The 24,325-nt window shown below is 61.7% G+C and carries 22 protein-coding genes and 3 pseudogenes; 11 read left to right on the top strand and 14 right to left on the bottom strand.

The window, feature by feature from the left end; translation table 11 throughout:
* Positions 1–241: 241 nt before the first annotated feature.
* The gene (locus BM403_RS00300) at positions 242–529 is read right to left on the bottom strand and encodes a barstar family protein (protein ID WP_093541140.1); all 288 of its coding nucleotides are present in this window, start codon (positions 527–529) and stop codon (positions 242–244) included.
* 123 nt (positions 530–652) lie between these two features.
* Here BM403_RS00300 and BM403_RS32045 point away from each other — a divergent pair.
* Positions 653–781 (top strand): annotated as a pseudogene (locus BM403_RS32045) (hypothetical protein); the annotation flags it as partial.
* A gap of 122 nt (positions 782–903) precedes the next feature.
* Here the strand turns inward: BM403_RS32045 and BM403_RS00295 are convergent.
* Positions 904–1,587 carry a hypothetical protein gene (locus tag BM403_RS00295; protein ID WP_175538047.1) on the bottom strand — a complete coding sequence of 228 codons (684 nt, stop codon included), beginning with the start codon at positions 1,585–1,587 and terminating at the stop codon, positions 904–906.
* A 148-nt stretch (positions 1,588–1,735) separates the two neighbouring features.
* Between BM403_RS00295 and BM403_RS00290 the strand changes: the two genes are divergently transcribed.
* Both BM403_RS00290 and BM403_RS00285 read left to right on the top strand, forming a co-directional pair.
* On the top strand, positions 1,736–1,978 hold the full coding sequence (locus tag BM403_RS00290; protein WP_093541136.1) for a hypothetical protein: 243 nt from the start codon (positions 1,736–1,738) through the stop codon (positions 1,976–1,978).
* Positions 1,979–2,016: 38 nt separating this feature from the next.
* Entirely contained in the window at positions 2,017–2,553 is a 537-nt protein-coding gene (locus BM403_RS00285; RefSeq protein ID WP_256577102.1) for a hypothetical protein, read from the top strand.
* A 14-nt stretch (positions 2,554–2,567) separates the two neighbouring features.
* Here BM403_RS00285 and BM403_RS00280 read toward each other — a convergent pair whose 3' ends face one another.
* Positions 2,568–3,176 carry a LysE family translocator gene (locus tag BM403_RS00280; RefSeq protein ID WP_093541132.1) on the bottom strand — a complete coding sequence of 203 codons (609 nt, stop codon included), beginning with the start codon at positions 3,174–3,176 and terminating at the stop codon, positions 2,568–2,570.
* A gap of 112 nt (positions 3,177–3,288) precedes the next feature.
* Here BM403_RS00280 and BM403_RS00275 point away from each other — a divergent pair, with 112 nt between their 5' ends.
* From BM403_RS00275 to BM403_RS00265, 3 genes are all read left to right on the top strand, one after another.
* On the top strand, positions 3,289–4,152 hold the full coding sequence (locus BM403_RS00275; protein WP_093541130.1) for a LysR family transcriptional regulator: 864 nt from the start codon (positions 3,289–3,291) through the stop codon (positions 4,150–4,152).
* A 41-nt stretch (positions 4,153–4,193) separates the two neighbouring features.
* The gene (locus tag BM403_RS00270; RefSeq protein WP_093541128.1) at positions 4,194–4,889 is read left to right on the top strand and encodes a DUF1963 domain-containing protein; all 696 of its coding nucleotides are present in this window, start codon (positions 4,194–4,196) and stop codon (positions 4,887–4,889) included.
* A gap of 94 nt (positions 4,890–4,983) precedes the next feature.
* Positions 4,984–5,364, top strand: a complete 381-nt coding sequence (locus BM403_RS00265; RefSeq protein WP_093541126.1) for a hypothetical protein — start codon at positions 4,984–4,986, stop codon at positions 5,362–5,364.
* Here the strand turns inward: BM403_RS00265 and BM403_RS00260 are convergent.
* Positions 5,348–6,067, bottom strand: a complete 720-nt coding sequence (locus tag BM403_RS00260; protein ID WP_093541124.1) for a hypothetical protein — start codon at positions 6,065–6,067, stop codon at positions 5,348–5,350. The genes BM403_RS00265 and BM403_RS00260 overlap by 17 nt on opposite strands.
* 147 nt (positions 6,068–6,214) lie before the next feature.
* Between BM403_RS00260 and BM403_RS00255 the strand changes: the two genes are divergently transcribed.
* Positions 6,215–7,462, top strand: coding sequence for a hypothetical protein (locus BM403_RS00255; protein ID WP_046036596.1), 1,248 nt, complete (start codon positions 6,215–6,217; stop codon positions 7,460–7,462).
* A gap of 261 nt (positions 7,463–7,723) precedes the next feature.
* On the opposite strand, the gene BM403_RS00250 is transcribed toward BM403_RS00255, so the two are convergent.
* From BM403_RS00250 to BM403_RS00235, 4 genes are all read right to left on the bottom strand, one after another.
* Positions 7,724–8,449, bottom strand: coding sequence for a BPL-N domain-containing protein (locus BM403_RS00250; protein ID WP_015885029.1), 726 nt, complete (start codon positions 8,447–8,449; stop codon positions 7,724–7,726).
* A gap of 127 nt (positions 8,450–8,576) precedes the next feature.
* Positions 8,577–9,203, bottom strand: a complete 627-nt coding sequence (locus BM403_RS00245; RefSeq protein ID WP_093541122.1) for a glutathione S-transferase family protein — start codon at positions 9,201–9,203, stop codon at positions 8,577–8,579.
* A 135-nt stretch (positions 9,204–9,338) separates the two neighbouring features.
* Positions 9,339–11,081, bottom strand: coding sequence for an OPT family oligopeptide transporter (locus BM403_RS00240; RefSeq protein WP_093541120.1), 1,743 nt, complete (start codon positions 11,079–11,081; stop codon positions 9,339–9,341).
* A gap of 1,344 nt (positions 11,082–12,425) precedes the next feature.
* Positions 12,426–12,884 carry an REP-associated tyrosine transposase gene (locus tag BM403_RS00235; protein ID WP_064052818.1) on the bottom strand — a complete coding sequence of 153 codons (459 nt, stop codon included), beginning with the start codon at positions 12,882–12,884 and terminating at the stop codon, positions 12,426–12,428.
* Between the two features lie 430 nt (positions 12,885–13,314).
* Here BM403_RS00235 and BM403_RS00230 point away from each other — a divergent pair, with 430 nt between their 5' ends.
* Positions 13,315–14,436, top strand: a complete 1,122-nt coding sequence (locus BM403_RS00230; RefSeq protein WP_093541118.1) for a lactonase family protein — start codon at positions 13,315–13,317, stop codon at positions 14,434–14,436.
* A 3-nt stretch (positions 14,437–14,439) separates the two neighbouring features.
* On the opposite strand, the gene BM403_RS32410 is transcribed toward BM403_RS00230, so the two are convergent.
* From BM403_RS32410 to BM403_RS00215, 3 genes are all read right to left on the bottom strand, one after another.
* Entirely contained in the window at positions 14,440–15,447 is a 1,008-nt protein-coding gene (locus BM403_RS32410; protein ID WP_370636186.1) for a methyl-accepting chemotaxis protein, read from the bottom strand.
* Positions 15,448–16,899: 1,452 nt separating this feature from the next.
* Positions 16,900–17,595 carry a tRNA (adenine(22)-N(1))-methyltransferase gene (locus tag BM403_RS00220; protein ID WP_093541116.1) on the bottom strand — a complete coding sequence of 232 codons (696 nt, stop codon included), beginning with the start codon at positions 17,593–17,595 and terminating at the stop codon, positions 16,900–16,902.
* Positions 17,592–18,311, bottom strand: coding sequence for a FadR/GntR family transcriptional regulator (locus BM403_RS00215; protein ID WP_064052815.1), 720 nt, complete (start codon positions 18,309–18,311; stop codon positions 17,592–17,594). The genes BM403_RS00220 and BM403_RS00215 overlap by 4 nt, the downstream gene beginning before the upstream one ends.
* Before the next feature lie 325 nt (positions 18,312–18,636).
* Here BM403_RS00215 and BM403_RS00210 point away from each other — a divergent pair, with 325 nt between their 5' ends.
* Positions 18,637–19,995: an MFS transporter gene (locus tag BM403_RS00210; protein WP_015885037.1), complete on the top strand. Its 1,359-nt coding sequence runs from the start codon at positions 18,637–18,639 to the stop codon at positions 19,993–19,995.
* Positions 19,996–20,014: 19 nt separating this feature from the next.
* Positions 20,015–21,340: a glucarate dehydratase gene (gene gudD, locus BM403_RS00205; protein WP_015885038.1), complete on the top strand. Its 1,326-nt coding sequence runs from the start codon at positions 20,015–20,017 to the stop codon at positions 21,338–21,340.
* Between the two features lie 110 nt (positions 21,341–21,450).
* Here the strand turns inward: gudD and BM403_RS00200 are convergent.
* The 3 genes and pseudogenes from BM403_RS00200 to BM403_RS00195 all read right to left on the bottom strand — a co-directional run.
* A pseudogene (locus BM403_RS00200) lies at positions 21,451–21,672 on the bottom strand (DNA-binding protein); the annotation flags it as partial.
* Position 21,673: 1 nt separating this feature from the next.
* Positions 21,674–21,748 (bottom strand): annotated as a pseudogene (locus BM403_RS32040) (type II toxin-antitoxin system RelE/ParE family toxin); the annotation flags it as partial.
* A gap of 134 nt (positions 21,749–21,882) precedes the next feature.
* Positions 21,883–22,809, bottom strand: coding sequence for an ABC transporter substrate-binding protein (locus BM403_RS00195; protein WP_093541114.1), 927 nt, complete (start codon positions 22,807–22,809; stop codon positions 21,883–21,885).
* Positions 22,810–23,050: 241 nt separating this feature from the next.
* Between BM403_RS00195 and BM403_RS00190 the strand changes: the two genes are divergently transcribed.
* Positions 23,051–24,292, top strand: a complete 1,242-nt coding sequence (locus tag BM403_RS00190) for an acyl-CoA dehydrogenase family protein (RefSeq protein ID WP_093541112.1) — start codon at positions 23,051–23,053, stop codon at positions 24,290–24,292.
* Positions 24,293–24,325: the final 33 nt, after the last annotated feature.

The following is a 24,325-nucleotide window of genomic DNA, read 5'->3' as shown; positions in this document are numbered from 1 at the left end:
CAGGTTCTGCACCTACGGCTTCGCTGCCAGGGCGGGATCGTGGTGAGCATGATGATGCACGGTTGGGTGGGAGTTATCGAGTCGCGTTGAGTGGCAGCTTCTGGCCCAGAGTGTGTAAAACAGATGGTGCAGCCAACCAACGGCAGTGAGCCAAAGATCTCACTGCGGGATCTACTGAAAATTTTCCAGAGGGAGGCTGGCGGTTTACTTGGCTCAGGCCAAATGTCGGCCTAAAAATCGTTTAGTCGAACTCCACATCTGGTGCGAGTTCTGGATACTCGATCTTCATGTCTTCAAGGATTTTTTGCATCAGCTTCGCATCCCCCGGTAAACGTCTGGATAAAGTATTCCACCCTGAGATTTTCAAGTGTATGGGCATTTCAACAAGTGCCGTAATTGCGTCCCAGAAAGCATCCCAATTACAGCCGTACCAGCCAGGGAATCCGAGTTCATCTTTCAAGATGGAATGGAGTTCGTCAGAACTCGTCACCTCACTTAAGTCAATCTTTACAACCTGTAAGCGGGCCATCGTCAGCACCTCCAAAATTGTTCGCCAGTAAGAGGGGTAACTGGAGTCCGCCTCTGTCAGGGAGCCTATGCCGCTATACACCTTTGCTATGATTTTCCGAGGTATTTAACTCAGGAATCGTCAATGAAGCGCTTCATTCAAGGCGAACATCGCGGCCAAAGCACCTTGCTTCCCGAGAGCCTTGACGACTACGTCAGCGATACCAACCCGGTGCGCGTAGTCGACGTCTTCGTCGATGAACTCGACCTAGGGGAATAGGGGTCAGACCACGTTTTCAATAATGGTGGTCTGACCCCTATTTCATTGTTCACCTTCAGCCCCTCGTATTTCCAACTCAGTAACACATGGGCTCTGACCGTTTTTTCACGCACGGCTTACAACCCAAGTCCGTACTGAAACAACGCCATGTCCATCACCCGCGCCGTAGGATACGGCAGTTCCAGGCGTCCCGTTTTCAACGGCAGGGGTGAAAGATTCAGTTGCTCCACCACCCCCACCAACGCCGTCAGCCCCTTGCCGCTGGCGGTGGTGATGAATGCGCGGCGGGGGAACAGATCGCGGCAGGCCGCAATGTAGAAACGGTCCAGCGCCGGGCACTCCCCCCACACCCCCATCAGGATTTTGGTCTTGAGCGTATCGGTCCAGGAGACGTTGGTGGCCAAGGTCTCCATGGAGGCCAATACCCTGTCCAACAGGGCTTGGTTATAGGCCAGGTCCGGTGCGCCGGGTGCGAAATTATCCAGGGAGAGTTCAAACAACTCCGGGCCCTGGCCGGTAAAAATGCACTTGGCCAACGCTTTCATCAGGTCCAGGTTGCTGTTCTGCAGCAGGCCCGAGGAGCCACGGAACATCCCCCAGTTCGCCAGGTAGAACCCAATATGCAGGGCTGTCGTGTCTATGTGTTCTTCGCTGATGAGGTCAGCCCACCGAGGGCGGGATTCGTCCCAGATGTATTCATAGAGAAACTCCCACGCCTTGAGTCGCGGGTAGTCGTTACCCGGTGAGGGCTGGATATTCTGGTAGTAGATTTGGGCATAGCGATTGACATCAAAAATCATCATCTGGCTTCCTGCGCACGGCGTTCCTGTTGATCACCTCAGCAGAGGTTATCGACAGCGCGGTCGAGATATTGAATACGCAGCCCCCAAGGACCCGCCCCACGTTTACACTGGCACCTTTTGCGCCGCTCACTCAGGGAAGCACTCAATGTCCACCGATCCGCTATGCCTGGTTTTTGTCCCCGCCCTTGTGGCTGTGCTCACCGCCGCCGAGGCGAAAAAGGGCGTGCCGTTGACCGAAGCTGAAGCGTTTGAAATCCGCGATGCAGCCACCTGTATTGCGCTGCCGTTCAGCACCGCGCTGGCGATGGAAACCGAACGGGGTTATCCGGATATCGTCGCCGAGGACTGCTGGAATGAGTGGCAACGGGTGCGTGTTTCGGTTGCCTAACCACGCTTATCGACCCCCTTACGAATGGAATCGACACCATGAACAACTCCCCGCGCCCGCTCAACCCCCTCATCTGCCTTACCCTCCTCGCCGCCCTCACCGGCTGCGGCGCGTTGACGGATGTGCGCTCCTTCTCCACGCCCTACGCCACGCCCACCAGCGCTGAAACCGTGCGCCTGCGTGTGATGAGCGATGGCATGGTGCGCGCCGTGCCCAATTCCAACTGCATCAACTTCCGCCTGCCCGGCGCGGGGGTGATGGTGGTCAATCGAGATGGCTACGCAGACCGCAATGGCGAAAGCTTGGGCATGGCGCCCGTCGAGGGGGGTTCGGATGCCACGGTGATGAGTGAGCTGCGGGTGCCGGCCGGGCAGCCCATCGCGTTTCATTACATCGGCAATCGTTGCTACAACATGTTCACTTTCGTGCCGGAGGCGGGGATGGATTACGAACTGGATGCAGCGGGTCGCTATAAGTGCGGGGTGACGCTCAAGCGCATGTTGGTCGGCAAGACTGAGGGCACCCGGGTGCCATTGGGTGAGAGCAAGTTGTGCAACTGGGGCGATAACTTCTGAGCCACGTCTCGCCCTCAGCTATGCAACGGCAACGCCACCCCAAACAACACGAAGAACCCACCGCAGACTTTATTGAACCGCCGCCCCGTGCGAGCCAACCATGGCCGTACCCGGTGAGCGGCGCTGGCCACCAGGTATTCGACCACAAACTCCACCACGGCGTAGGTCAGCGCGATGATGGCGGTCTGCGTGATGATGTTTCTGTGGGGGTCCAGGAAGGGTGGGATAAACGCGGTGAACAGCAGCAGCGCCTTGGGGTTTGAGAGGGCCGAGACCAACCCCTGGCGGAACAGCGACCAGCGTCGCAGGCCGGTGGTAGCCGCCGTTTCCAGGGTGACGGGGCCGGCGCGCCACAGTCCGTAGCCCAGCCAGATCAGGTAGAGCCCGCCGGCGATCTTCAAGGCCGTGAACGCGCTGGCCGAGGCTTGGATCAGTGCCCCCAGGCCCAGCGCGCACAGCGCAAGCACCAGGGCAAAGCCGAGCACGCCGCCGCTGATGGTGAACAGGGTTCTGCGACTGCCGTGCAGCGCGCCGTGGGTCAGCACCAATAACGCATTCGGGCCTGGCACCACGGATATCCCGCAGCAGGTGAACAGGTAGAGCAACCAGGTCTCGAAGGGCATGGTCAGGTCCTTAATGGGTAGGTTCTGGCCGCTATCTTGCGAATGAACAACTACCGTGAAAAGCGCATAATTCACGGCGTAGCCATTCGATTAACGAATAAAGGTAACCACCATGTCCTCCAGCGATTTGCAGATCGATTGGCTCAAGTGTTTTGTGGCCGTGGTGGATGCTGGCTCGCTTTCGGGTGCGGCCCATGAGGTCAATCGGTCGCAGTCCGCCGTCAGCATGCAGATGAAAAAACTGGAGGCTGCGCTGGGCCGGCCCTTACTGAACCGTGGCCCCCGGCACCTCCAACTGACCGACGACGGCCAGACGTTGTTGGGCTATGCCCGCCGCATGCTCGCCTTGCACGCCGAAACCCAGGCGGCGTTTCACGGTGAAGCGTTGACCGGGCGCATCCGCCTTGGCGTTGCCGAGGACTACGCGGCCAAGTACCTCACGCCAGTGCTGAAACGGTTTGCGCCACGGTATGCGGGGGTGGACATCGAGCTGACCTGTGAACAGTCGACCGCCCTGATCCCGCGTGTGCGCAGTGGCGACCTCGATCTTGCGCTGGTGTCCAGGGACTCGGCGCACACGGGGACTTTTCTGTTCAAGGAGCCGATGGTCTGGGTAGGTTCCCCACAGTTCGAACTGTGGCGCCGAGACCCGGTGCCTATCGCCGTCTACGAAAGCGAAAGCCTGGCGCGCCGGTACGCGGTGAATTCACTGGCGCAACAGGGCCGTCAATTTAAGGTGGTGTACAACAGCTCCAGCCTGGCCGGCCAGGTCGCCGCCGTGGAAGGTGGGCTGGCGATTGCTGCGATTACCCAATGCACCGTGCAGCCATCCTTGCAGGTCTTGAGCGGCGAACACGGCTTGGGCGCTATCGAACCCATGGAGGTGTCGATTCTACGTAGTAGGGCCTCGCGCGGGTCCAAGGCCGTCAACAGCCTGCATGGGTTTATCATCAGTGCACTTAGAGCTCAGGCATAGCCCTGTCGCGTACCGCTATCAAAAGGAAGGTTCACACCCTTATGGATATCCAAGACCTCAAACAACGCCTGGCCCGCCCGGCGCTCAAACTCATCGCCGGCGGTTTTCGCCCTGCGGGAACTGATGAAGAAAGCTGGCTGGGTAACGTCTTTCTGTTCCGCGCCGATGAAGGCATCCCCACCAACAAGGCCGGGGAACCGTTGTTGCCCTACGCGCAGTTCTACTTGCCCGCCCTGCCCTTCAACAGCCCGGCGCTGAAGGGCGTTCGGGTGTTGACGCTGTTTGTGTCGAACCCGTTCCCCGAGCATTTTGAACCCATGGGGGATAACTGGCTGATACGCGAATACGGACCGGACGATGTGCTGGTGCGTAAAACCCTGCCGGTGCCGGGCGCGTTTCTCAAGCCGTTCCCCTTGAAGGCGGAACCCGTGCCGGAGGATTACCCGTTGTGGGATGGCGGCGGTGTGCCTGCTGAGCTAGAGCAGGAAATACTCAAGCTGGAACGCGCCGGGGAGATACAGAGTTACTACGACCTGGTGACCCACACCTATGAGCATAAGCTCGGCGGCTATCCGTCGTTCTGCCAATCGGGTGTCGATCCCGGTGAGGGGTTCGAGTTTGTGTTCCAGATTTCGTCGGACGCAAAAATCCAGCTGAATGTGGTGGATAGCGGGAGCTTGATGTTCTGGAAGCACCGCATCACGGGGGAGTGGGCGCTTTATTATGATTTTTATTGAGCGGGATGCGACACACAGGCTGCGGGAGATGACCCCATCGCGGCCTCGCGCAAGCTCGACAACGCCTACCATTGATCTGCATTCGGAGCATTACATGGCCCTGTCCAAACATGAAATCGCTGGTATTGAACGCCAACTGGTCGCCGCGCTGACTGAGGCCTGCGAAACCGCCAAGGCTGAAATCCCGGGGTTCGAATGGCTGACGCATACGGTCAACTACACCGCGTTCCCCCAGAGCCTGCGCATCACCTGGGTATTCGACACGCGCGCCAGCAAGGACCACGCCCTGGCCAGCGGCCTCGACCAGCGCATGCGCGCGTTGACCGCCACTGCGTTGCAGGACGCTGACGTCCCCGCCGTGCCGTTGGACCGCTGCGTGCACTTCGACTCCGAAGAGGAATGCCACGTGCAGCACGGCGGCGATTGGGGTGTGCGGCTGGCTCGCGCGGCCAGTGTTGTCAGGCCTGTGCGGTAAACCGCTGCGCGCCACGCCGCTCAAGCATCGCCGCTTCCGTCTCGCGTGTGGCGACTGTGCCTTTGTTGGCCAGTTGGTTTATAAACAACCCGGCTGAATATTCCTTGGGCGGCAAAGAGCCGGGGCGATTGAACAGTGCGGCCAGGTCTAGCGTGGCGGCGAAGTTTTCCTGGGTCAGGCTGTAGTAGCCCATCAGGTTTCCCGACCAGGGCGAGTCGGCGTCCAGCATATCGATCGTCGCCTCGCGGTATTGGATCGACGCGGGCTTCAGGTCGCGGGACTGATTAAGCAAATCGCTGAGCCGTTGAGTGTCCGAAGGGCTGAACTGGCCCGCCGTGTCGAGCACCTTCAGCGTGTCATTGGCCTCGACGGTGAAGCCGAACTTTTTGTTGACCAGGTCTGCCGGCAGTGCGGCCCGAAAGGTCTCAACTGCGGCTTTCAGCGTGCTTGTTGCGCCCTGGTAACGTTGTACGAATCGAGGCAAGTCCGGCGATGCCGAGCGGCCGACCCACGTGTCGATGGCTTCCAGGGGTTGCGCGGTGATCGAGGTGTTTTCGCTGGGGTGGTAGATGGCCGCCGGGGCCGCGTTGGCCAAGGCTGCCTTGGCGGCGTCCGTCATCGGCTCGGGCGTGAGCTTTTGGCCGGAAGGCTTTAGGGCGGTATTGGCAGGTGGGATAGAGGCAGAGCTGAGGATAAGGGCCATTTAATCAGTCCATGATTGGCGGGGTCTTTCGGGTTATCGGCGGCGACGGGGCAAGCCTTAAGTCAGTCGTCACGATAAGCGCTAGAGCCCACTCGACAATCTCTGGATAATGCCCCTCCTCCCGCCTCGATACGGAAATCCCACGCTATGAAGTTGCCCGCGTCCGCCGTCGCCCTCGCCGCAGCCTTGCTGTTGCCTTCCCTCGCCCACGCCGACGACGCCGCACTGGTCGACACCCTCAAGGCCTTCACCCGCTGCGACGCGAGTTTTTTCAGCAGCCTGAATACCCACCGCGACGCCTGGCGGGCCTACGCCCCGCTCAAGCAAGAGAAGGACTTCAGCTGGATCGCGGTGCGCGATCGCACCGACCCCAAGGCCACCGCAGTGCCGGTGAGCGCGCCGGCCATCGCTGGTTTGAAGTTGCTGTCCTACAACGATGAGGTCAGCGATCTTGGCCCGTTGGGCCTGTATTACTTCTGGGGTTTCACGGTGGACGGCAACATTGATGACGTCGCCCAGCGCTTCGCGGCACTGCTGGACCCACCCGGTGCGCTGCAAAAAGGCGAGGGGCAATACACGCGCAGCGAACTCAAGGTGGGCAACAGTTGGCAGGCGATCAAGCCGATGCCAGGCAAGGCGCCGGGGCTGCGCCATGTGGAGCGGGTGCTGATCGTGGAGCCGGAGGGTAATCATTCCCGCGTGAGCTGTTCGGTGCAGGGCGGTGTGACGCCCGGCTTGGTGGCGCTGCTGCGGCCGGACATTGCGCCGGTCGATTACCCGCGCACGGTGGCCGACACGAATCTCGCCGATGTGCCGGTGCCGCCCACTGTGCTCCAGGGCCTCGATGCACCGTTGTTGCAGCCCAAGTTCAAGTCGCTGAACTACACTTATCTGTCAAAAAATGACGCGGGCAAGGAGGCGCCGATCACCATCCGGTTCAAGGCTGAAGGCGGTTTGCTGGTCAAGAATGAGGCCTATGGCAACGCCTTCAATGTGGACCGGTTAATGGTGGCGGACCTGATCCAGCTGAAATCTAAAATGAACGGTGTCGGTGAAGGCCAGGTGCTGCAGACCCGCGAGGCCGAGGTCAAACTACCGACCCGTTGGGCGCCGGGCCAGACCTTGAGTGCCCACCTGAAGATGGCCAATGTGCCGGTCAAGCCCACTGACAAACCGACCGAGACCACCTTGACCTGTAAGGTCGGCGAGCGCTTCCCGGCGCGCGAGGTGTTCGCGTCGTTGACGGGTGATGCCATCCGGCTGGCCTGTGAGCAGGACGGCTACACGTCCTCACGGGCGTTTATCGAGGACCTGGGCGTCGCCCTGACGCTGGAGTCGACGTCGAGCCAGACCCACTATGTGAATGAAATCCAGGCGCTGGATGTGGTGCGCTGACTAAAGCTCCACGCCGCGCAAGAACACATCGACACGGCCACTGATCGCCCATTGTGTTTTAGCCGCGGTCGCACTCGTGGTGAGCGGGCTTGTTGTAGTGAGTGGGCTTACTGTGGTGAGCGGGCTTGCCCCGCGCTGGGTGGCGCAGCCGCCCCAATAAAAACACCGCATTCTTTCAGACAGAATGCGGTGCCTGGGTTTGGGGCGGCTGCGCCACCCAGCGCGGGGCAAGCCCGCTCACTACAGGAAATGGAGGGGCGGTTAGAAGTGGTGTATGAGCGCGCCAAACAGGTCGCCTTGCGGCATTTTGCTCAACGCAATGTCGGCGTTCTCGAACCACTGCGCGCTGGCTTCGGGATGCGGGCCGCTCAGTATCACCACGCCCTTCTCGAAGGTGTACCGCGCGGCCGCGACGTCGCCGTTGCGGTAGGTGGCGATGGCCGTGTAGGGCGCGACCTTGGGGAAGTAAGGGCCGTCCTGGAAGAACACCTGGTCAGGCTTGCCGTCCCACGTGACCTGCACGGCGGCGTCGGCGATGTCGGGCACTTCGAAGCCGGGGCGGCCGGCTTCGCCGTCGAGGTCCACCGGGATCAAGCCGAGGTTGCTGTCATCCGCCAGGTAGGCGCCCATGCACAAGCCCAGGTAGCGCCCGCCGTTGGCCACGTAATCACGGATCGCCTCGCTGCGCGCATCCCCCAGGCTGCGCAGGGCACCGGGAATGTCCTGGCCGCCGCCGGGTTGCACGTAGAGGTCGTAGCGCGCCAGGGTTTTCGGCGTGATGTCGATGGCCTCATCCGCGCCCACGTAATCGATCTGGTAGCCGGGGTTGAGGCGATGCAGGGCCTTCGCCACGTTCTCGGAACAGTCATCGCAGCCCGCCGGACCCCGGTAGATGGCGACGTGGGTGATGGGCGTCGCAGCCTCGGCAGGCGAAGGCAGCAACAGCACGGATGCAAACAACGTGGCGGCGACAGCGCGTAGGCTCATGACCGAAGACTCCTGTACGGACAGGGCAAAGCCTATAACGACTGCGCCAATCAATCCGTTAACAGTTGTAAACACCGGTCACAATGGGCGCGCTGTTTATGGGCCTGGCGTGGCGCTGCCAAACCCTTCATTTGGCAAACGCATACTCCCCACCCTGCTCCACCGCCTTGCGATAAGCAGGCCGCGCCTGAAATTTTTTCACCCACGCCGCCAGGTTCGGGTAGGCCTGCAGCTTGCCTTGGGCCTTGGCGATTTCGCCGATGAAGCTCATCTGGATATCCGCGCCGCTCAACTCATCCCCCAGCAGATAGGACTTACCCGCCAGCTCGTCATTCAGGTAACCCAGATGGTTAGCCACTTCCGACTCGATACGCGGGTGCAGCGGCGCACCGGCGTCGCCCAAACGGCCGACGTAGAGGTTGAGCATCAGCGGCAGCATCGCCGAGCCTTCGGCAAAGTGCAGCCATTGCACGTAGGTGTCGTAGGCGGCGCTGGCAGGGTTCGGTTGCAGACGGCCCTGGCCGTGGTGGCGGATCAGGTAGTCGATAATGGCGGCGGATTCGATCAGCACCCGGCCGCCGTCTTCGATCACTGGGGATTTGCCCAACGGGTGGATGGCCTTGAGTTCAGGCGGCGCGAGGTTGGTTTTCAGGTCGCGTTGGTAACGCTTGATCTCGTAAGGCAGGCCGAGTTCTTCAAGCAGCCACAGGATGCGTTGCGAGCGTGAGTTGTTGAGGTGATGGACGATGATCATGGAGGCTCCGCTGGGCAAGAGTGGGTTGTGGATAAACAGACTACGCCACCGTCGCGCAGTGCCATCAAATAATTTTCCAGGTGACGAGCGCCATCGTTACCAGGGGCGTCGGTTGGAAAGGAGGCATTCGGCTGATCAGCCGTTCCCCACCATCGCCCACAACGAAGCCCCCACGCCCGTAATGCTCTCCCCCGCAATCAACCCCGCAGCAGCGGTGATCGCAAAGCGTTCGGTGATGCTCGGCCAGCGGCAGCTCACCAGCCAGGTGAGCACGGCGCCCAGGGCCATCATCAGCGAGACCGAGGCCGGCAATACAAAGGCCAGGCCCAAGGCGGCGGCGCTGGGCAGGTAGCGGGCGCGATGGGCCGCCAAGGTGCTGTCCAGCACGCCCAGCAACACGCCGACTAAGCCGCCGATAACGATTGCCCAGCGGATGCTCGTCGACAACGAATCCAGCCCGAGGGTCAGGGTTTGCGCCACGGCTTTCCAGGTGGCGACAGCCGGTGCCGGCCACTCTTCGGTGAGCAGCATGGAGTGGGGGTCGGGAATCAGCGCCAGGTAGGCGAACACGCCCACGATGCTGCCGACGAAAATCCCCAGGATCTGCGCGATCACTTGCTTGTGCGGCGTGGCGCCAATGGCCTTGCCCACCTTGAAGTCATTCATCAGGTCTGTGCACTGCCCGGCCGAACCACCGGCGGTGTTGGCGCTCATCAGGTTGATCGGCACCTGCCCCGGCGCGACGATGCCGAAGCTCAACTGCGACAGTTGCCCGATGGCGCCGATGGGCGGAATACCCGTAGCACCGACGACACGCGCGGCCACGGCGGCCAGGCAGATGGCCAACGGGATGGTCAGCAAGGCCATCCACAGGTTGATCCCGAATAACAGCGCCTGCAGGCCCACCACCAGCACAATCGACAGGGCGAAACCGGCGGCAGGTCCGGGCTTGGGGACACGCCAAGGGGTACCGCCATCGGCTTGGGTCGACCGGTGCAGGGCGCATAAACGGATGGTCAGCGAGGCCAAGGTGGAACACACCATCAGGCTCACCCCCGGCCACAGCAACCACTCCACCAGGGCGGCGAACTGGGGGCCGCTGCTGTCGGCCGGCAATGTCACCAAGCCTTGCGCCAACAGCCACGGCGCCAGGCCACCCCAGGCGAGCAAAGCACCGAGCAGCAGCGTCAGGCCCACACGAATACCGATGATCCCGCCGAAGCCCACCAGCAACAGCGATGGGTCGGCGGTGAAGGTCAGGCGCTCCCACGAGGCGCTCGGCGACCAGCGCGGGAAGGCCCAGATAAAGGTATCCACCCACTTGACCGCGCCGGACAATAACGCCGCACTGAGCAACACCTTCAAGCGCGTCGCGGCTTCGCGGCCGTGGTTGTAGATGTGCAGCAGGGTTTCCAGGGTGGCCATGCCCTCGGGGAATTTCAGTGCGTTGTCATTGAGCAGTGATGGGCGCAGGTACCAGGCGATCCAGATACCCAGGAAGCTCACCGAGAACACCCAGGCGATCATCGGGAGAGCGTCCAGCTGGTTGCCCGTGAGCAAGGTGTAAGCCGGGATCGGCGCCACCAGCCCGCCGGAAATGATCGACGCCGCTGCCGAGGCGACGGTCTGGTTGATGTTGCTTTCATGCAGCGTCCACGGCAGTTGCCCGGAGGAGCGCTTGGACAGGCCTTGCCAGATCGCGTAGCCGACCAGCAATGCGATGATCGACATGTTGAACGACCAGCCGATCTTCAACCCGGCGTACACGTTGGAAGGCGTGAGCAGAATGCCAAGGACAGTGCCGGTGATCACGGCGCGCAGGCTGAGTTCACGTTCGACAGGGGCGTGCATGGGGAGCGTTGGCAAGGTCGAGGGCATGCGGATTCCTTTCGGCAGGGAACGGGGCGACCAGACAAGTGAGCCCTGCGGGGGGCTGAAGGTTCCTGAGTTAATGCGCCCGGTCGGCCTTTTGTAGTGAGCGGGCTTGTCGAATCGTCGCACCGCCCGCGCTGGGCTGCGAAGCGGGCCCAATGCGACCAGTGCGTTGAATCAGGCAGAACGCGTGGCCAGGTTTGGGGCTGCTGCGCAGCCCAGCGCGGGGCAAGCCCGCTCACCACAAAAGCTCCACCATCACAAAAGCTCGATCACTACAGAGTCTTCACCAGATGAGCCCAGCAAGTGCGCCCGGGGGGCTGAAGGTTTCTGATTGGGTCCTGAGGGGCGGGCCTTTTGTAGTGAGCGGGCTTGCCCCGCGCTGGGCTGCGAAGCGGCCCCAATGCGACCAGTGCGTTGAATCAGGCAGAACGCGTGGCCAGGTTTGGGGCTGCTGCGCAGCCCAGCGCGGGGCAAGCCCGCTCACCACAAAAGCTCCATCATCACAAAAGCTCGATCACTACAGAGGCTTCACCAGATGAGCCCAGCAAGTGCGCACGGGGGGGGGTGAAGGTTTCTGATTGGGTCCTGAGAGGCGGGCCTTTTGTAGTGAGCGGGCTTGCCCCGCGCTGGGCTGCGAAGCGGCCCTAATGCGACCAGTGCGTTGAATCAGGCAGAGCGCGTGGCCAGGTTTGGGGCTGCTGCGCAGCCCAGCGCGGGGCAAGCCCGCTCACCACAAAAGCTCCATCATCACAAAAGCTCGATCATCAGAGGAGCCCAGCAAGTGCGCCCGGGGGCTGAAGATTTCTGATTGGGTGCTGAGGGGCGGGCCTTTTGTAGTGAGCGGGCTTGTCGAATCGTCGCACCGCCCGCGCTGGGCTGCGAAGCGGCCCCAATGCGACCAGTGCGTTGAATCAGGCAGAACGCGTGGCCAGGTTTGGGGGCTGCTGCGCAGCCCAGCGCGGGGCAAGCCCGCTCACCACAAAAGCTCGATCACTACAGAGGCTCGATCACCAGAGGATCCCAGCAAGTGCGCCCGAGGGGCTGAGGTTTTCTGATTGGGTGCTAAGGGGCGGGCCTTTTGTAGTGAGCAGGCTTGCCCCGCGCTGGGCTGCGAAGCGGCCCTAATGCGACCAGTGCGTTGAATCAGGCAGAGCGCGTGGCCAGGTTGGGGGATGCTGCGCAGCCCAGCGCGGGGCAAGCCCGCTCACCACAAAAGCTCGATCACCACGAAAGCTCGACCATCACAAAAGTTCGCTCACCACAAAAGCTTGCTTGCCAGAGAAGTCCGCTCATCAAAAACAGGGTGAGCCGAACGGGCGGTCTTGCTGGAAAAACCTCCGTTTCAGCTTAAAGCCACGCGGCATCCCATAATGAATAATCCCCTACCCGCTCCACCAAGCCGGCTCGCAATGGGTTGGCAATGATGTAGCGGGCCATCTTGCGAATATCGTCCTCTTCCCGCACCGCCCTGTCGTGATAGCCCGGTTGCCAGACACGTTCTTTGCTTTGACGGCGTCGGTTGATGGTCAATGTGCTACGCGACTTCATGCGTCGCACCACGTCGGCCAAGGTCATCTGCTTCAACTCAAACAACCAGTGAATGTGGTCAGGCATGATGACCCAGGCCAGAGAGTCGACCAGTCCCCGCTCATGAGCCTGCCGGAATTCGGCAACCAGCAGACGCCCCAGGGAAAGGTCTGTGAATAGACGCTGACGGTGATGAACGACGACGGTAATCAGGTAGCTGCGTCCGTGTTCCGAATAGCGACCGTGACGCAGACGATGGGATTGGGGTGTGGGGCGCATTCCGTTGCTCTTGGTGAAAGTCCTGAAGAGCAATAACGCTAGCGTGCGGTGTGCGGGGGGCCAGTATCACTTGATGACTGAATGTATCTGGGCCTATTGCGGCGCAAGCAGGGTGAGGCGGTTAGCAATTTTTTGTGGTGAGCGGGCTTGTCGAATCGTCGCACCGCCCGCGCTGGGCTGCGCAGCAGCCCCAATGCGACCAGTGCGTTGAATCAGGCAGAGCGCGTGGTCAGGTTTTGGGGCTGCTTCGCAGCCCGGCGCGGGGCAAGCCCGCTCACCACAAAAGCCAGCTCACCACAAAAGCTCGATCACCAGAAGAGGCCAGCAAGGGAGCGAGGCCATCGCCCATCGCGTTAAAAAACAACCATTGCCGAGATCCATTTACAGTCATACGATGACTGACCACAATCATAAAAATAAGGGTTCCGCAGTGAATAAACCTCTCCTCCTGGCCGCCGCCGTTGTCTGCGGCTTCAGTGCACACGGCAACGCCGCCACCTTTGCGTATATCTCCAGCCCCGGTGACGGGATGATTTCCCAGTACCGCCTCGACGAAGACAACGGTGCGCTGAAGCTGATCAATCAAGTCAACGCCGGCGACCAGGTCAACCCCATGGCTCTCAGTCCTGACGGCAAAACGCTGTTCGCCGCCTTGCGGGTCAAGCCGTTTCAGGTCCAGGGTTTCAGCATTGACCCCACCAGCGGGCATTTGACGCCGCAGTCCAAGGCGCCGCTGGCCGAGAGCATGGCGTACCTGGCCACCGACCGCGCCGGGCGTTACTTGCTCGCCGCGTCTTACGGTGCAGACACCCTCAGCGTGCAGCCCGTCGACAAGGCCGACAAGATCCTCACCTACAAGACCGGCCCCCACGCGCATTCGCTGCGCACCGACCCGAGCAATCGCTTTGCCTACGCGGGCAATCTGGGTGCGGACCATGTGCTGCAATACCGCTTCGACGCCGACACCGGCGCACTCACGCCCATCGGTACAGGCTACGTGAGTGTCCCGGCCAACACCGGGCCTCGGCACCTGGCGTTTTCGGCCAACGGTAAATACCTGTACGTGGTCGGGGAAATGAGCGGCACCGTCACCGCATTTTCCATCGATGACCGCAGCGGCGCGTTGACCCCGATTGGCGTGGCCAACGGCATTCCCGATCGCTTGAAACTGGCCCACGGCGAAGTGCGGGATGCGCGCAACAACGACTTGAAAGACGACCCGACGCCGCGCATCTGGGCGGCCGACCTGCGCCTCTCGCCGGATGGCAAGCTGCTGCTGATGAGTGAGCGCACCAGCAGTTCGGTATCGGCCTTTGCGGTGGATGCCGCTACCGGCGGCCTGCGTTTTCTCGACAACTACCCGGTAGAAGAGAAACAGCCGCGCAATATCGCCTTCTCACCCAATGGGCAGTGGCTGCTGGTGACGGGTGAGAAAAGCGACACCGTCGGCACCTATGCCGTCAGCGACACAGGTGCCTTGAAGCGAGTGAGCGAAGCACCGTCGGGCAAAGGCGCGCTGTGGATTGAAGTGCTGCACACCGCAGCGAAGTAACCCTCAGCTCAACCGGAACCGTGCGGTGTTGTCACTCAACGCCTGGCTGCCCTTGCTCAGGGTGTCCGCCGCGCGGTTGACCGCTCGCGCACCCTCCAGCAAGCGCCCCGCCGCCTGGTCCACTTGCTGGATGTTGCCGCTCACCTCGTCCGCCGTCGCGGCCTGCTCCTCGACCGCCGTGGCGATCTGCGCCAGCGTGTCGGTGACGTTCTGCACCGCGCCGGCGATTTCGCCTAAGCGCGCGCCCAGCCCGGTGACGGACTCGGCGTCGGTCAGCGCCTGATCGCACGCGGCCCCCATCAGGGTGACCGCCTGGCTGACGGTGGCGCGCAGGCTGTCCACGGTGCCGGCGATCTGCGCGGTGGAGGCCTGGGTGCGTTGCGACAGGCTGCGCACTTCATCGGCAACCACGGCAAACCCCCGGCCCTGCTCGCCGGCACGCGCTGCTTCAATGGCGGCGTTCAGTGCCAGCAGGTTGGTCTGCTCGGCAATGCCGCGAATAGTATCGACCACCGACTGAATCTGCTGGCCCTGCTGGCTCACTTGTTCCAATGCATTGGCGGTGTCGGTCAGGCGTTGGTTGAGCTGTTGGATGCTGGCGGTGGTGCGCTGGCTGTCGCGACTGCTGTCTTCGGCGATGCGACGGGTTTGCTGGGCACTGCCCGAGGCTTGTTCACAACTTTGCGCGACGCCCAGGGAGGTGGCGGCCAACTGCGTGGCGGCGGCGGCAATCTGGCTGATCTGGTGCTGCTGGTCTTCGACTTCGGTGAGGGTGCTGCCCGATTGCGAATTGAGGGTGAGCACCGCCGAGCCGAGCTGCTGGGTTTCGTGATTGACCCCGAGCAGGCTGGTGCGCAATTGCACCACCGCGACGTTCAGCGCGGTGCTGATGGCGGCGAGTTCGTCGCGCCCCTCCACCGCCACTTCCACACACAGGTTGCCGTCGCGCAGAGACTCGGCGAGCGTGGTGATGCCGCTGGCGCTGCGGCGGATGGAGGTTTGCAGGCACATGAACAGGTACAGCGCCGCCAAGGCCAGCAGGCCGAACGTCAGCGCCAACGGGATGAACTGCTGGCTCGCGCGGTCGTGGTAGTAGCTCAGGCGCGCATCCATGGACTTCAGCGACTGAATGCGCAGCGCGCCGAGCGAGTCGAGCATCGCGTCGATACTGCGTTCGAAACCGGCCGTGTCGAGCTTGATGCTGCCGCCGAATACGCCGTCGTCGAGCACTTTGAGTTCGTTATCCAGCAACTGCAGGCTGGTGTCGTATTGTGCAGTCCACGGTTCCATCCCGGCGTATTGCTTGGCCTTGAGCGAGGCGGCGGCCTTGGCCAACTGGTCCCGCGCATCGCCGATGCGGCTGCGCAGGTCGCGCAGTTGCAACCGGCTTTGCAAAGTGAACTGTCCCGAAGAAATAGACGACTGCCCGACGCTGGCCATCCGGCCGACCCGTTCAATCAGGTCAGGGGTGTGCTGGGTGCCCATCTGCATGAGCATGTAGGTTTCCAGCCAAGGGTCGAGGATCAGCCCGGCGTCCAGGGTGATCTGCTCGCGCAGGGTTTGCATCGCCGTCAAGGCCGCGGTGAAACGATCATAACCGTCCGGCCACCAGCCTACGGTGCGCAGGGATTGGGAGTCCATGCCCTTGACCGTGGCCTGCAACGCCTCGAAGCGCGCCAGGATGTCAGCGCTGGCGTTCTGGGTTTTCAGCGAATCGCCCAAGGCTTGCAGGCTTTGCTGGATCACTGGGAAATTCGCATCGACCTTGTCCATCGCTGCCTTCGCCGCCGGCGTCGGGGCGTGCAGGATGTCTGCCGCTTTCCAGCGCGCGGCCAGGTTGCGCTGAGCCGTCAACTGGCCATCTAACGCGTCCAGGGCTAACAGCTGCCGAAGGCCGGACTGCTCGCTGGAAATCACGCTTAATTTGTCGCGATAGTCCGACCCCATCATCCACAGGCTACCCGCCAGGGGCAGCATGAACAGGAAAAACAGGACCTGGAACTTACGCGCAAAGCCGAAACGCCCGAGCAGGCGGATACCGGGTGACAAAAGGCTGTGCATGTACGACAACTCCCCAAAACAACCCACACGGTGCAACGGTGGGCGAATGCTTGAAATGACTAACGGCAAAATGCCATGTCATTGATTGAGAAGGCCCAAGCAAGATACGGGCCGCTGCTGCACAGCCCTGAAACAGGGCGGGCGGTGCACCAGCAGCCTCCTCTGCGTGCTCGAAAATGGGGCGAAAACACTCAGCATCGACAACGGCGCTGTCACCGTCGGAGACGACTGCCCGAGACGCGTTCCAAAACACCCTTAATCACAGGCATCCTATCGGCCGCCCCCCGACCGAACTTGAGGGCCCGCAAACTTACTGGTGGTGAGCGGGCTTGCCCCGCGCTGGGCTGCACAGCAGCTCCGAAAAGAACGTTGGCCACCTGACGCTTTTGACCCTTCACCCGCTCACGCCAGCAATTGAGCAATCCACCCCGCCTGCCGGGCAATCTCTTGCACCTTGTCCTCCGGCACCGCCTGCCGCGCGTGCTCCAGGCTCGCCAAGGTCTTCTGCTTCTGATGCAACATGCGCTGCCACTTGGCGATGAACGCCGGGCTACGCGCCTGCATCTGCAAGGGGCCGAAGTACAGCTGTTCAGCGCTATACACCACCGGCCCGGCGCGCTCGGCAACGATGATCTCGTAATAGAAACGGTTCTCCCGCAGCAGCTCTTCACTGCGGATCGAATAACCGTTGTCCATCAGCCACTGACGCAACGGCTGCTCACCGCCGTTGGGTTGCAGGACCAGCCGCTCCTGGCCGCTCAGATGCGCCTTGCCGCTTTCCAGGATGTCCCGGATCGTCTCGCCGCCCATGCCGCAGACGCTGATCGCGGTGATCCCGTCCGCCGCCTCGATGGCCGCCAGACCATCGGCCAGGCGCACGGTGATGCGCTGCTCCAGGCCGTTGTCACGCACGGTGCGTTGCGCTGCATGAAAAGGCGTCGTCGCCACCTCCCCCGCCACTGCCGCAGCGATCACCCCCCGGCGCATCAACGCGACCGGCAGGTAAGCGTGGTCGGAACCGATATCGGCCAGGCGCGCGCCATGGGGCACGTTCGCCGCCACGCGCTCCAGGCGCAGGGATAAAGTGTGTTCGTTCACCGGTCTTGCTCCCCCGAAAAACGATCCCGGCTGTTGGTCAGGTGCAGCACCATAGCGGCGCGGGCGGCGTCCGGGTCCTGGCGTTTGATCGCATTGAAGATCGCCTCGTGTTCCAGGTTCGCCAACTGACCCAGTTTGGCAAAGTCGGCACCGCCACGTTCATCGCCCTTCACTTGGGTGCGCGGGATCATCGCATTGCCCAGGTGCAGCATGATTTCAGTGAAGAAGGTATTGCCGGTGGCCTCGGCAATCAGTTGGTGAAAGCGTTTGTCTTCCTCCACGCAGCTGTCGTTGTTGGCCAGGGAGGCTTGGTAGTCATCCAGCGCTTGACGCATGTGCGCGAGTTGTTCCCCGGTTCGGCGCAAGGCCGCCAGCGCCACGGCTTGCACCTCCAGGCCCAGGCGCAGTTCGAGCATGTTGCGCACGCTGGCCACCGTGTCCACGTGCAGGCGCAGCCCTTGTTGAGCCTGTTGCGCCAGCACAAAGGTGCCGATGCCATGACGCGTCTCGACCAACCCGGACGCCTGCAACTTCGAGAGCGCCTCGCGGACTACAGTGCGGCTCACCCCATGCTCAAGCACGATGGTGGATTCCGACGGCAATTTTTCACCGGGCTTCAACTGGCCGAGCAGGATGCGCTGGGTCAGGGCGTCGACCACGCCTTGGGCCAGGTTGGTGGAGCGTCTACGGGGAGGGGTTGCGCTATCAATCGGCATTACGGCGGGTCCACGGGGTTGGGCTGGGGGGAGCTTAACACCGCCTGGACGGGCAAGGTCCTGCAAATCAAAAATACGCCAAACTTGTATGACAACCAATCTGAGCCGCCGATTTAGTAATAATTTCAGAAATGCTCTTCCCCTTTCGCCAAACGCGCAAAAAACCCGTAAACACTGGAAAATAACCAGAACACACAATCAGGCAGGCCCCTTATAAGAACAAAAATACCCCCCATGCATTGCGATAAAAAGAAAACCACTTGTATGATGTCTATCAACAAAACACGCAAACCCGCATAAAAATAATCAGGGGGAGTTTTGAATTGTGAACAATTCAAGCCATGCATCTGCCGCACCAGAAAGTGATTCGGTCCTCGCACGCGCCGTGAGCAAAGTGAAGGGCCATGTGCTCCCACTGTTCGTGATCATGTTCATCCTCAACTACATCGACCGGGTCAATATCGGCTTTGTGCGCACGCACATGGAACATGACCTGGGCATCGGCGCCGCCGCCTATGGGTTCGGCGCCGGGTTGTTCTTCATCGGCTACGCCCTCTTCGAAGTGCCCTCCAACATGCTGCTGCAAAAGGTCGGGGCACGTATCTGGCTGACCCGCATCATGTTCACCTGGGGCATCGTCGCGACGATGATGGCGTTCATCCAGAACGAAACCCACTTCTACATCCTGCGTTTTCTGTTGGGCGTGGCCGAAGCCGGTTTCTTCCCTGGGGTGATCTACTATTTCACTCGCTGGCTGCCGGGCGTGGAGCGCGGTAAAGCCATCGCGATTTTCCTCAGTGGTTCTGCGGTGGCCTCGCTGATTTCCGGCCCGCTGTCGGGGGTGCTGTTGCAGATCGAAGGGTTCGGCTTTCACGGCTGGCAGTGGATGTTTGCCATTGAAGGCCTGGCCTCGGTGGTGATCGGTTTCTTTGTGTGGTTCTGGCTGGACTCCAAGCCCCACGACGCCAAATGGATGACCCGCGAAGAACAGGACGCACTGGTCAACGCTATCGACCAGGAACAGCGCGAACGTGAAGCCCTCACCACCGTCAAACCGACGATTGGCAAGCTGCTCAAGGACCGTCAGATCCTGCTGTTTTGCGCCCTGTACTTTTGCATCCAACTGACGATTTACGCGGCGACCTTCTGGCTGCCGAGCATCATAAAGAAAATGGGTGACTTGAGTGATGTGCAGGTCGGCTTTTTCAACTCGATTCCTTGGCTGATCTCGATCATCGCCATGTACGCCTTCGCTTCGCTGTCGGGCAAGTTCAAGTTCCAGCAGGCCTGGGTGGCGGCAGCGCTGTTGATTGCAGCGGCCGGCATGTTCATGTCCACCACCGGTGGGCCGGTGTTTGCCTTTGTGGCGATCTGTTTTGCGGCCATTGGCTTCAAGTCGGCATCGTCGCTGTTCTGGCCGATCCCCCAGGGCTACCTGGATGTGCGCATCGCCGCAGCGGTGATCGCGCTGATCAACTCCATCGGCAACCTGGGCGGCTTCGTCGCGCCGACCACCTTCGGCTTTCTCGAACAGACCACCGGTTCGATCCAGGGCGGCCTCTACGGCCTGGCCGGCACCTCGGTGCTCGCCGCGATCCTGGTGTTCTTCGCCAAGACGTCGCCGTCTGCCGTGTTGACGTCGCCCAGCGCACCAACAGGCGCCGCCATCAGCAAACCTCTCTGAGCCCCTTTAGGAACCTGCCATGAATACTCCCGTCGTCACTCACTTCCAGGTCATCCCCGTCGCCGGCCACGACAGCATGCTGCTCAACCTCAGCGGCGCCCATGGCCCCTACTTCACGCGCAACATTGTCATCCTCAAGGACAGCAGCGGTAATACCGGCGTGGGTGAAGTCCCCGGCGGCGAGCGTATCCGCGAAACGCTCGAAGACGCCCGCAGCCTGGTGGTGGGCCAGCCAATCGGCCAGTACCAGCGTGTCCTCAACCAGATGCGCAGCACCTTTGCCTCACGGGATGCGGCCGGCCGCGGCCTGCAAACCTTCGACCTGCGCATCACCATCCACGCCGTCACCGCCGTGGAAGCCGCGCTGCTCGACCTGCTGGGTCAGTTCCTCGAAGTCCCCGTAGCCGCCTTGCTCGGTGAAGGGCAGCAGCGCGATGCGGTGAAAATGCTCGGCTACCTGTTCTATGTCGGCGACCGCAACGCGACCGACCTGGCCTACCGCAACGAAGCCGACAGCGACGATGAATGGTTCCGCCTGCGTCACGAAAAGGCCCTGACCAGCGACGCCGTGGTGCGCCTGGCCGAAGCCGCCCAAGCCAAGTACGGCTTCAATGACTTCAAGCTCAAGGGCGGCGTGCTCAGTGGCGATGCCGAAATCGAAGCCGTCACCGCCCTGGCCGAACGTTTCCCCGACGCACGCATCACCCTCGACCCGAATGGCGCCTGGTCATTGAAAGAAGCCATCCGCCTGTGCCGCGACCAGCACCACGTACTCGCCTACGCCGAAGACCCCTGTGGTGCCGAAAACGGCTACTCGGGCCGCGAGGTCATGGCCGAATTCCGTCGCGCCACCGGCCTCAAGACCGCCACCAATATGATTGCCACCGACTGGCGCGAAATGGGCCATGCGATCCAGTTGCAATCGGTGGACATCCCCCTCGCCGACCCACACTTCTGGACCCTGCAGGGCTCGGTGCGCGTGGCGCAGATGTGCAACGACTGGGGCCTCACCTGGGGCTCGCACTCCAACAACCACTTTGATATTTCCCTGGCGATGTTCACCCAGGTCGCCGCCGCTGCCCCCGGCGACATCACCGCCATCGACACCCATTGGATCTGGCAGGACGGCCAACGCCTGACCAAGGCACCGCTGAAAATCGAAGGCGGCTACGTGAAAGTGCCGAGCAAGCCAGGCCTGGGTGTGGAGATCGACATGGACGCGGTGGCCAAGGCCCACGAGGTATACAAAGGCATGGGCCTCGGCGCGCGGGATGACAGCGTGGCGATGCAGTTCCTGATTCCGGGATGGCGCTTCAACAACAAGCAGCCGTGCCTCGTGCGGTAATTCCCTAAGGCAACTTAGGTCAATGTGGGAGCTGTCGAGCTCCCACAGTTGACCTTGGTTATTTTGCCGATTGTGGTCGTTTGATGGGCTGTACGGTCAGCTCAACCCCTAACGCCTGCCGCCTCGGCAACGTTGTTCACGCCTTGCGCTTTGGCGACCTCGGCAAGCGCCTTCATGAGTACCTGCGGATCTTGGGCCATCATGCTTTGCGCAAGATACGCACTGATGCTTTCCGGGCTATCGAGGAAGCGCGACGCTTCATAAACGCTGGTACCGGACGTATCAAGATCGAGGATCGGCATGTCCTCGGGTTTGAATTTCGACTCGTTCATGTCATCTACCTCTCAGGGCATCAAGAATCTCTTTTGCGCGCTTGATTCCTCGCTTCTGGTCGGTTTTATCCCCCCCTCAAACCGTCGAGCCCTGTATCAAACTCAGGCGTCCTGCCAATCAAATCACTCACAGAATCACTTGTAGCCTGATGGCTACTCCCTGTCGATGCCAGTGATTTTTTGTTTCCGATGAGCCCCGGAAGAAAAATCCTAGTTCAGCACCCGATCAAACAACGGCGCCACGTCATACCGCTGCTTCAGCATCTGGGCATCTACCAGGAAATCCGCCGTGGCCTGGGCCTCGCTGACAATCGTCGGCGAGATCGGGAGCACCTTGATCGCATCGCGCTTGAACCACACCTTGGCGATTTCCGGTGCCGACTGGTTGGCCTTGGACCAGGCTTCGGCGTACTCATCGATGTGCGTGTTGCTCCACTCCCGAGCGCGGGTAAGGCGGGCAACAAAGTCTTTGATGATCGCGCTTTTCTGCGCCAGGGCCGGCTCGTACGCCACGATGTAGGTGGGCGCGCTCATCAAGCCTTTGGCGTTGCGGATCAGGCTGCTGCCTTCTTTTTCCTGCAACGACACGTAGGGTTCCCAGGTGCCGAAGGCGTCGATGTCGCCTTGGGTCAACGCCAGGCTCGCCTCGGCCGGCAGCAGGTACTTGAAGTGGACGCTGCTGCGCGGCACACCGGCCTCATCCAACGCCTTGTACGCCAACTGTTGGCTCCACGAACCGTTCCAGATGGCGACGGTCTTGCCCTTGAGGTCGGCCACTGAATGAATGCCCTTGCGTGCCACAATGCCGACGCCGTCGAGGCTGGTCTGGGTACTGGCGACCACCTTCACCGGCGCGCCATTCGCGGCCAGGCTGATCACCGGGGTATCGCCGACGATGCCCACGTCCAGCGCGCCGCTGGCCACCGCCGAGGCCACGGGGGAGCCGGTGTTGAAACGCTTGAAATCGATGGTGTACGGCAGGTCTTTCAGCTCGCCGGACAGCTCCAGCACGATGCGGTTGGAGAAGAACTGGTCGCCCACCGTCAGGGTCAGCGGCTCCGCTGCCCAGGCGGAAGGGCCCTGCAGGGTCAGGGAAGCAAGGCCCAGCAAAGAAAGCAGTGTTCGGCGGTTGATCATAAAAATTCCCACACGGTTAGATGGCTGTTTCAACCATCTGTGGGCATGCAGTCTGGTCGTTCAGCGTAGAAGCTATCGCAATAAGAGGGCGAGGTTTAATACTGTTGCGCACTATCGATAGAACCGTCGTACAGGTCGCTAGCTGCTTTTCGTATTAAAAACTTGGCCGCCCCTGAGTTAGGGTGACGTCACCAGACCACTGGACCCCAGCACCTGAACCACTTTCTGCAAGGTCCATTGCATGCCGACTCCCGCTTTGAATATCTGGGGCACGCCGCCCACTGCCCGCTACGAACACCTGGCCGCGCCGTTTCGGCCGCTGTTTGCGCACATCCTCGCGCAGGCCGCCGAGGCGGATCAAACACACGCCAGCCTCGCCACGGTGATCCAGCAACTGAACGCCCTGGGCTTGCCGCGTTGGCGTCTGCCGGCCAGCTATGGCGGCCAGGACGCCACGCTGGTCGAGCTGCTCACGTTGCTCACCGAGTTATCCGCCGCTGATTCCAACATCACTCAGGCCCTGCGTGGCCACTTTGGTTTTTGCGAAGACGTGCTCAGCGCCAAGGACCGTGACTGGCGCGCTAAATGGCTGGACCGGCTCGGCCAGGGCGCCCTGCTGTCGCCGGGCAGCACCGAAGTCGGCAGCCAGGCCCGTGGCGATTTCGACACCCGCCTGCACCGTGACGACGCCGGTGCGCTGCGTATCAGCGGCAAAAAGTTCTACACCACCGGCGCGCTCTACAGCGACCTGATCAACACCATCGCCACTGGCGAAGACGGCACGGTCTACAGCGTGGTCGTCGACCTCAAGGCCCCCGGCGTGCAGATCATCGATGACTGGAACGGCTTCGGCCAACGCCTCACCGCCAGCGGCACCTGCATCTTCGACAACGCACCGGTGGTGGACAACGATGTGCGCCTCACCCACCAGCGCTTTGGCCATGGGCAATCATTCTTCCAGCTCTACCACCTCAGCACCCTCGCCGGCATCGCTCGGCGTGCCGCGCTCAGTGGTGCCGAAGAACTCAGCAAACGCGCCCGCACCTTCACCACCGGCAACGCCGACACCGCAGGCCACGACGTGCAGCTGCTGCAAGTGATCGGCGAAGTCGCCAGCCAAGCCTATGCCGCGCAAGCCATCACCCAACAAGCGGCGCAACGCCTGGAGCACACCGCGCAGTATGTGATTGCCCACGACCAACCGCTGCAGGATGACGACCCCCAGGTGGCCTTGGCGGAGCTGGAAGTGTGCCTGGCGGTCAACCCGGTGGTCGACGCAACGCTTGCGGCAACCACGGCGCTGTTCGATGCACTGGGTGCCAGTGCCACCGCCAGCGACAAAGCGCTGGACCGGCTGTGGCGCAATGCGCGCACCCTGGCGAACCACAACCCGCGCGTATACAAGTCGCGGATTGTGGGGAATTACCTGGTGAACGGGATTTTGCCGCCGGCGCAGTGGCGGGTGGGTGTGGCAAAACCCTGACGGCTGAATGACACACCACAATGCTGATCGGCG

Source organism: Pseudomonas sp. OV546, assembly GCF_900116845.1.
Classification (GTDB): domain Bacteria; phylum Pseudomonadota; class Gammaproteobacteria; order Pseudomonadales; family Pseudomonadaceae; genus Aquipseudomonas; species Aquipseudomonas petroselini.
The sequence above is the reverse complement of the archived record's forward strand: the minus strand, read 5'-3'. Positions and strand labels throughout refer to the sequence as shown.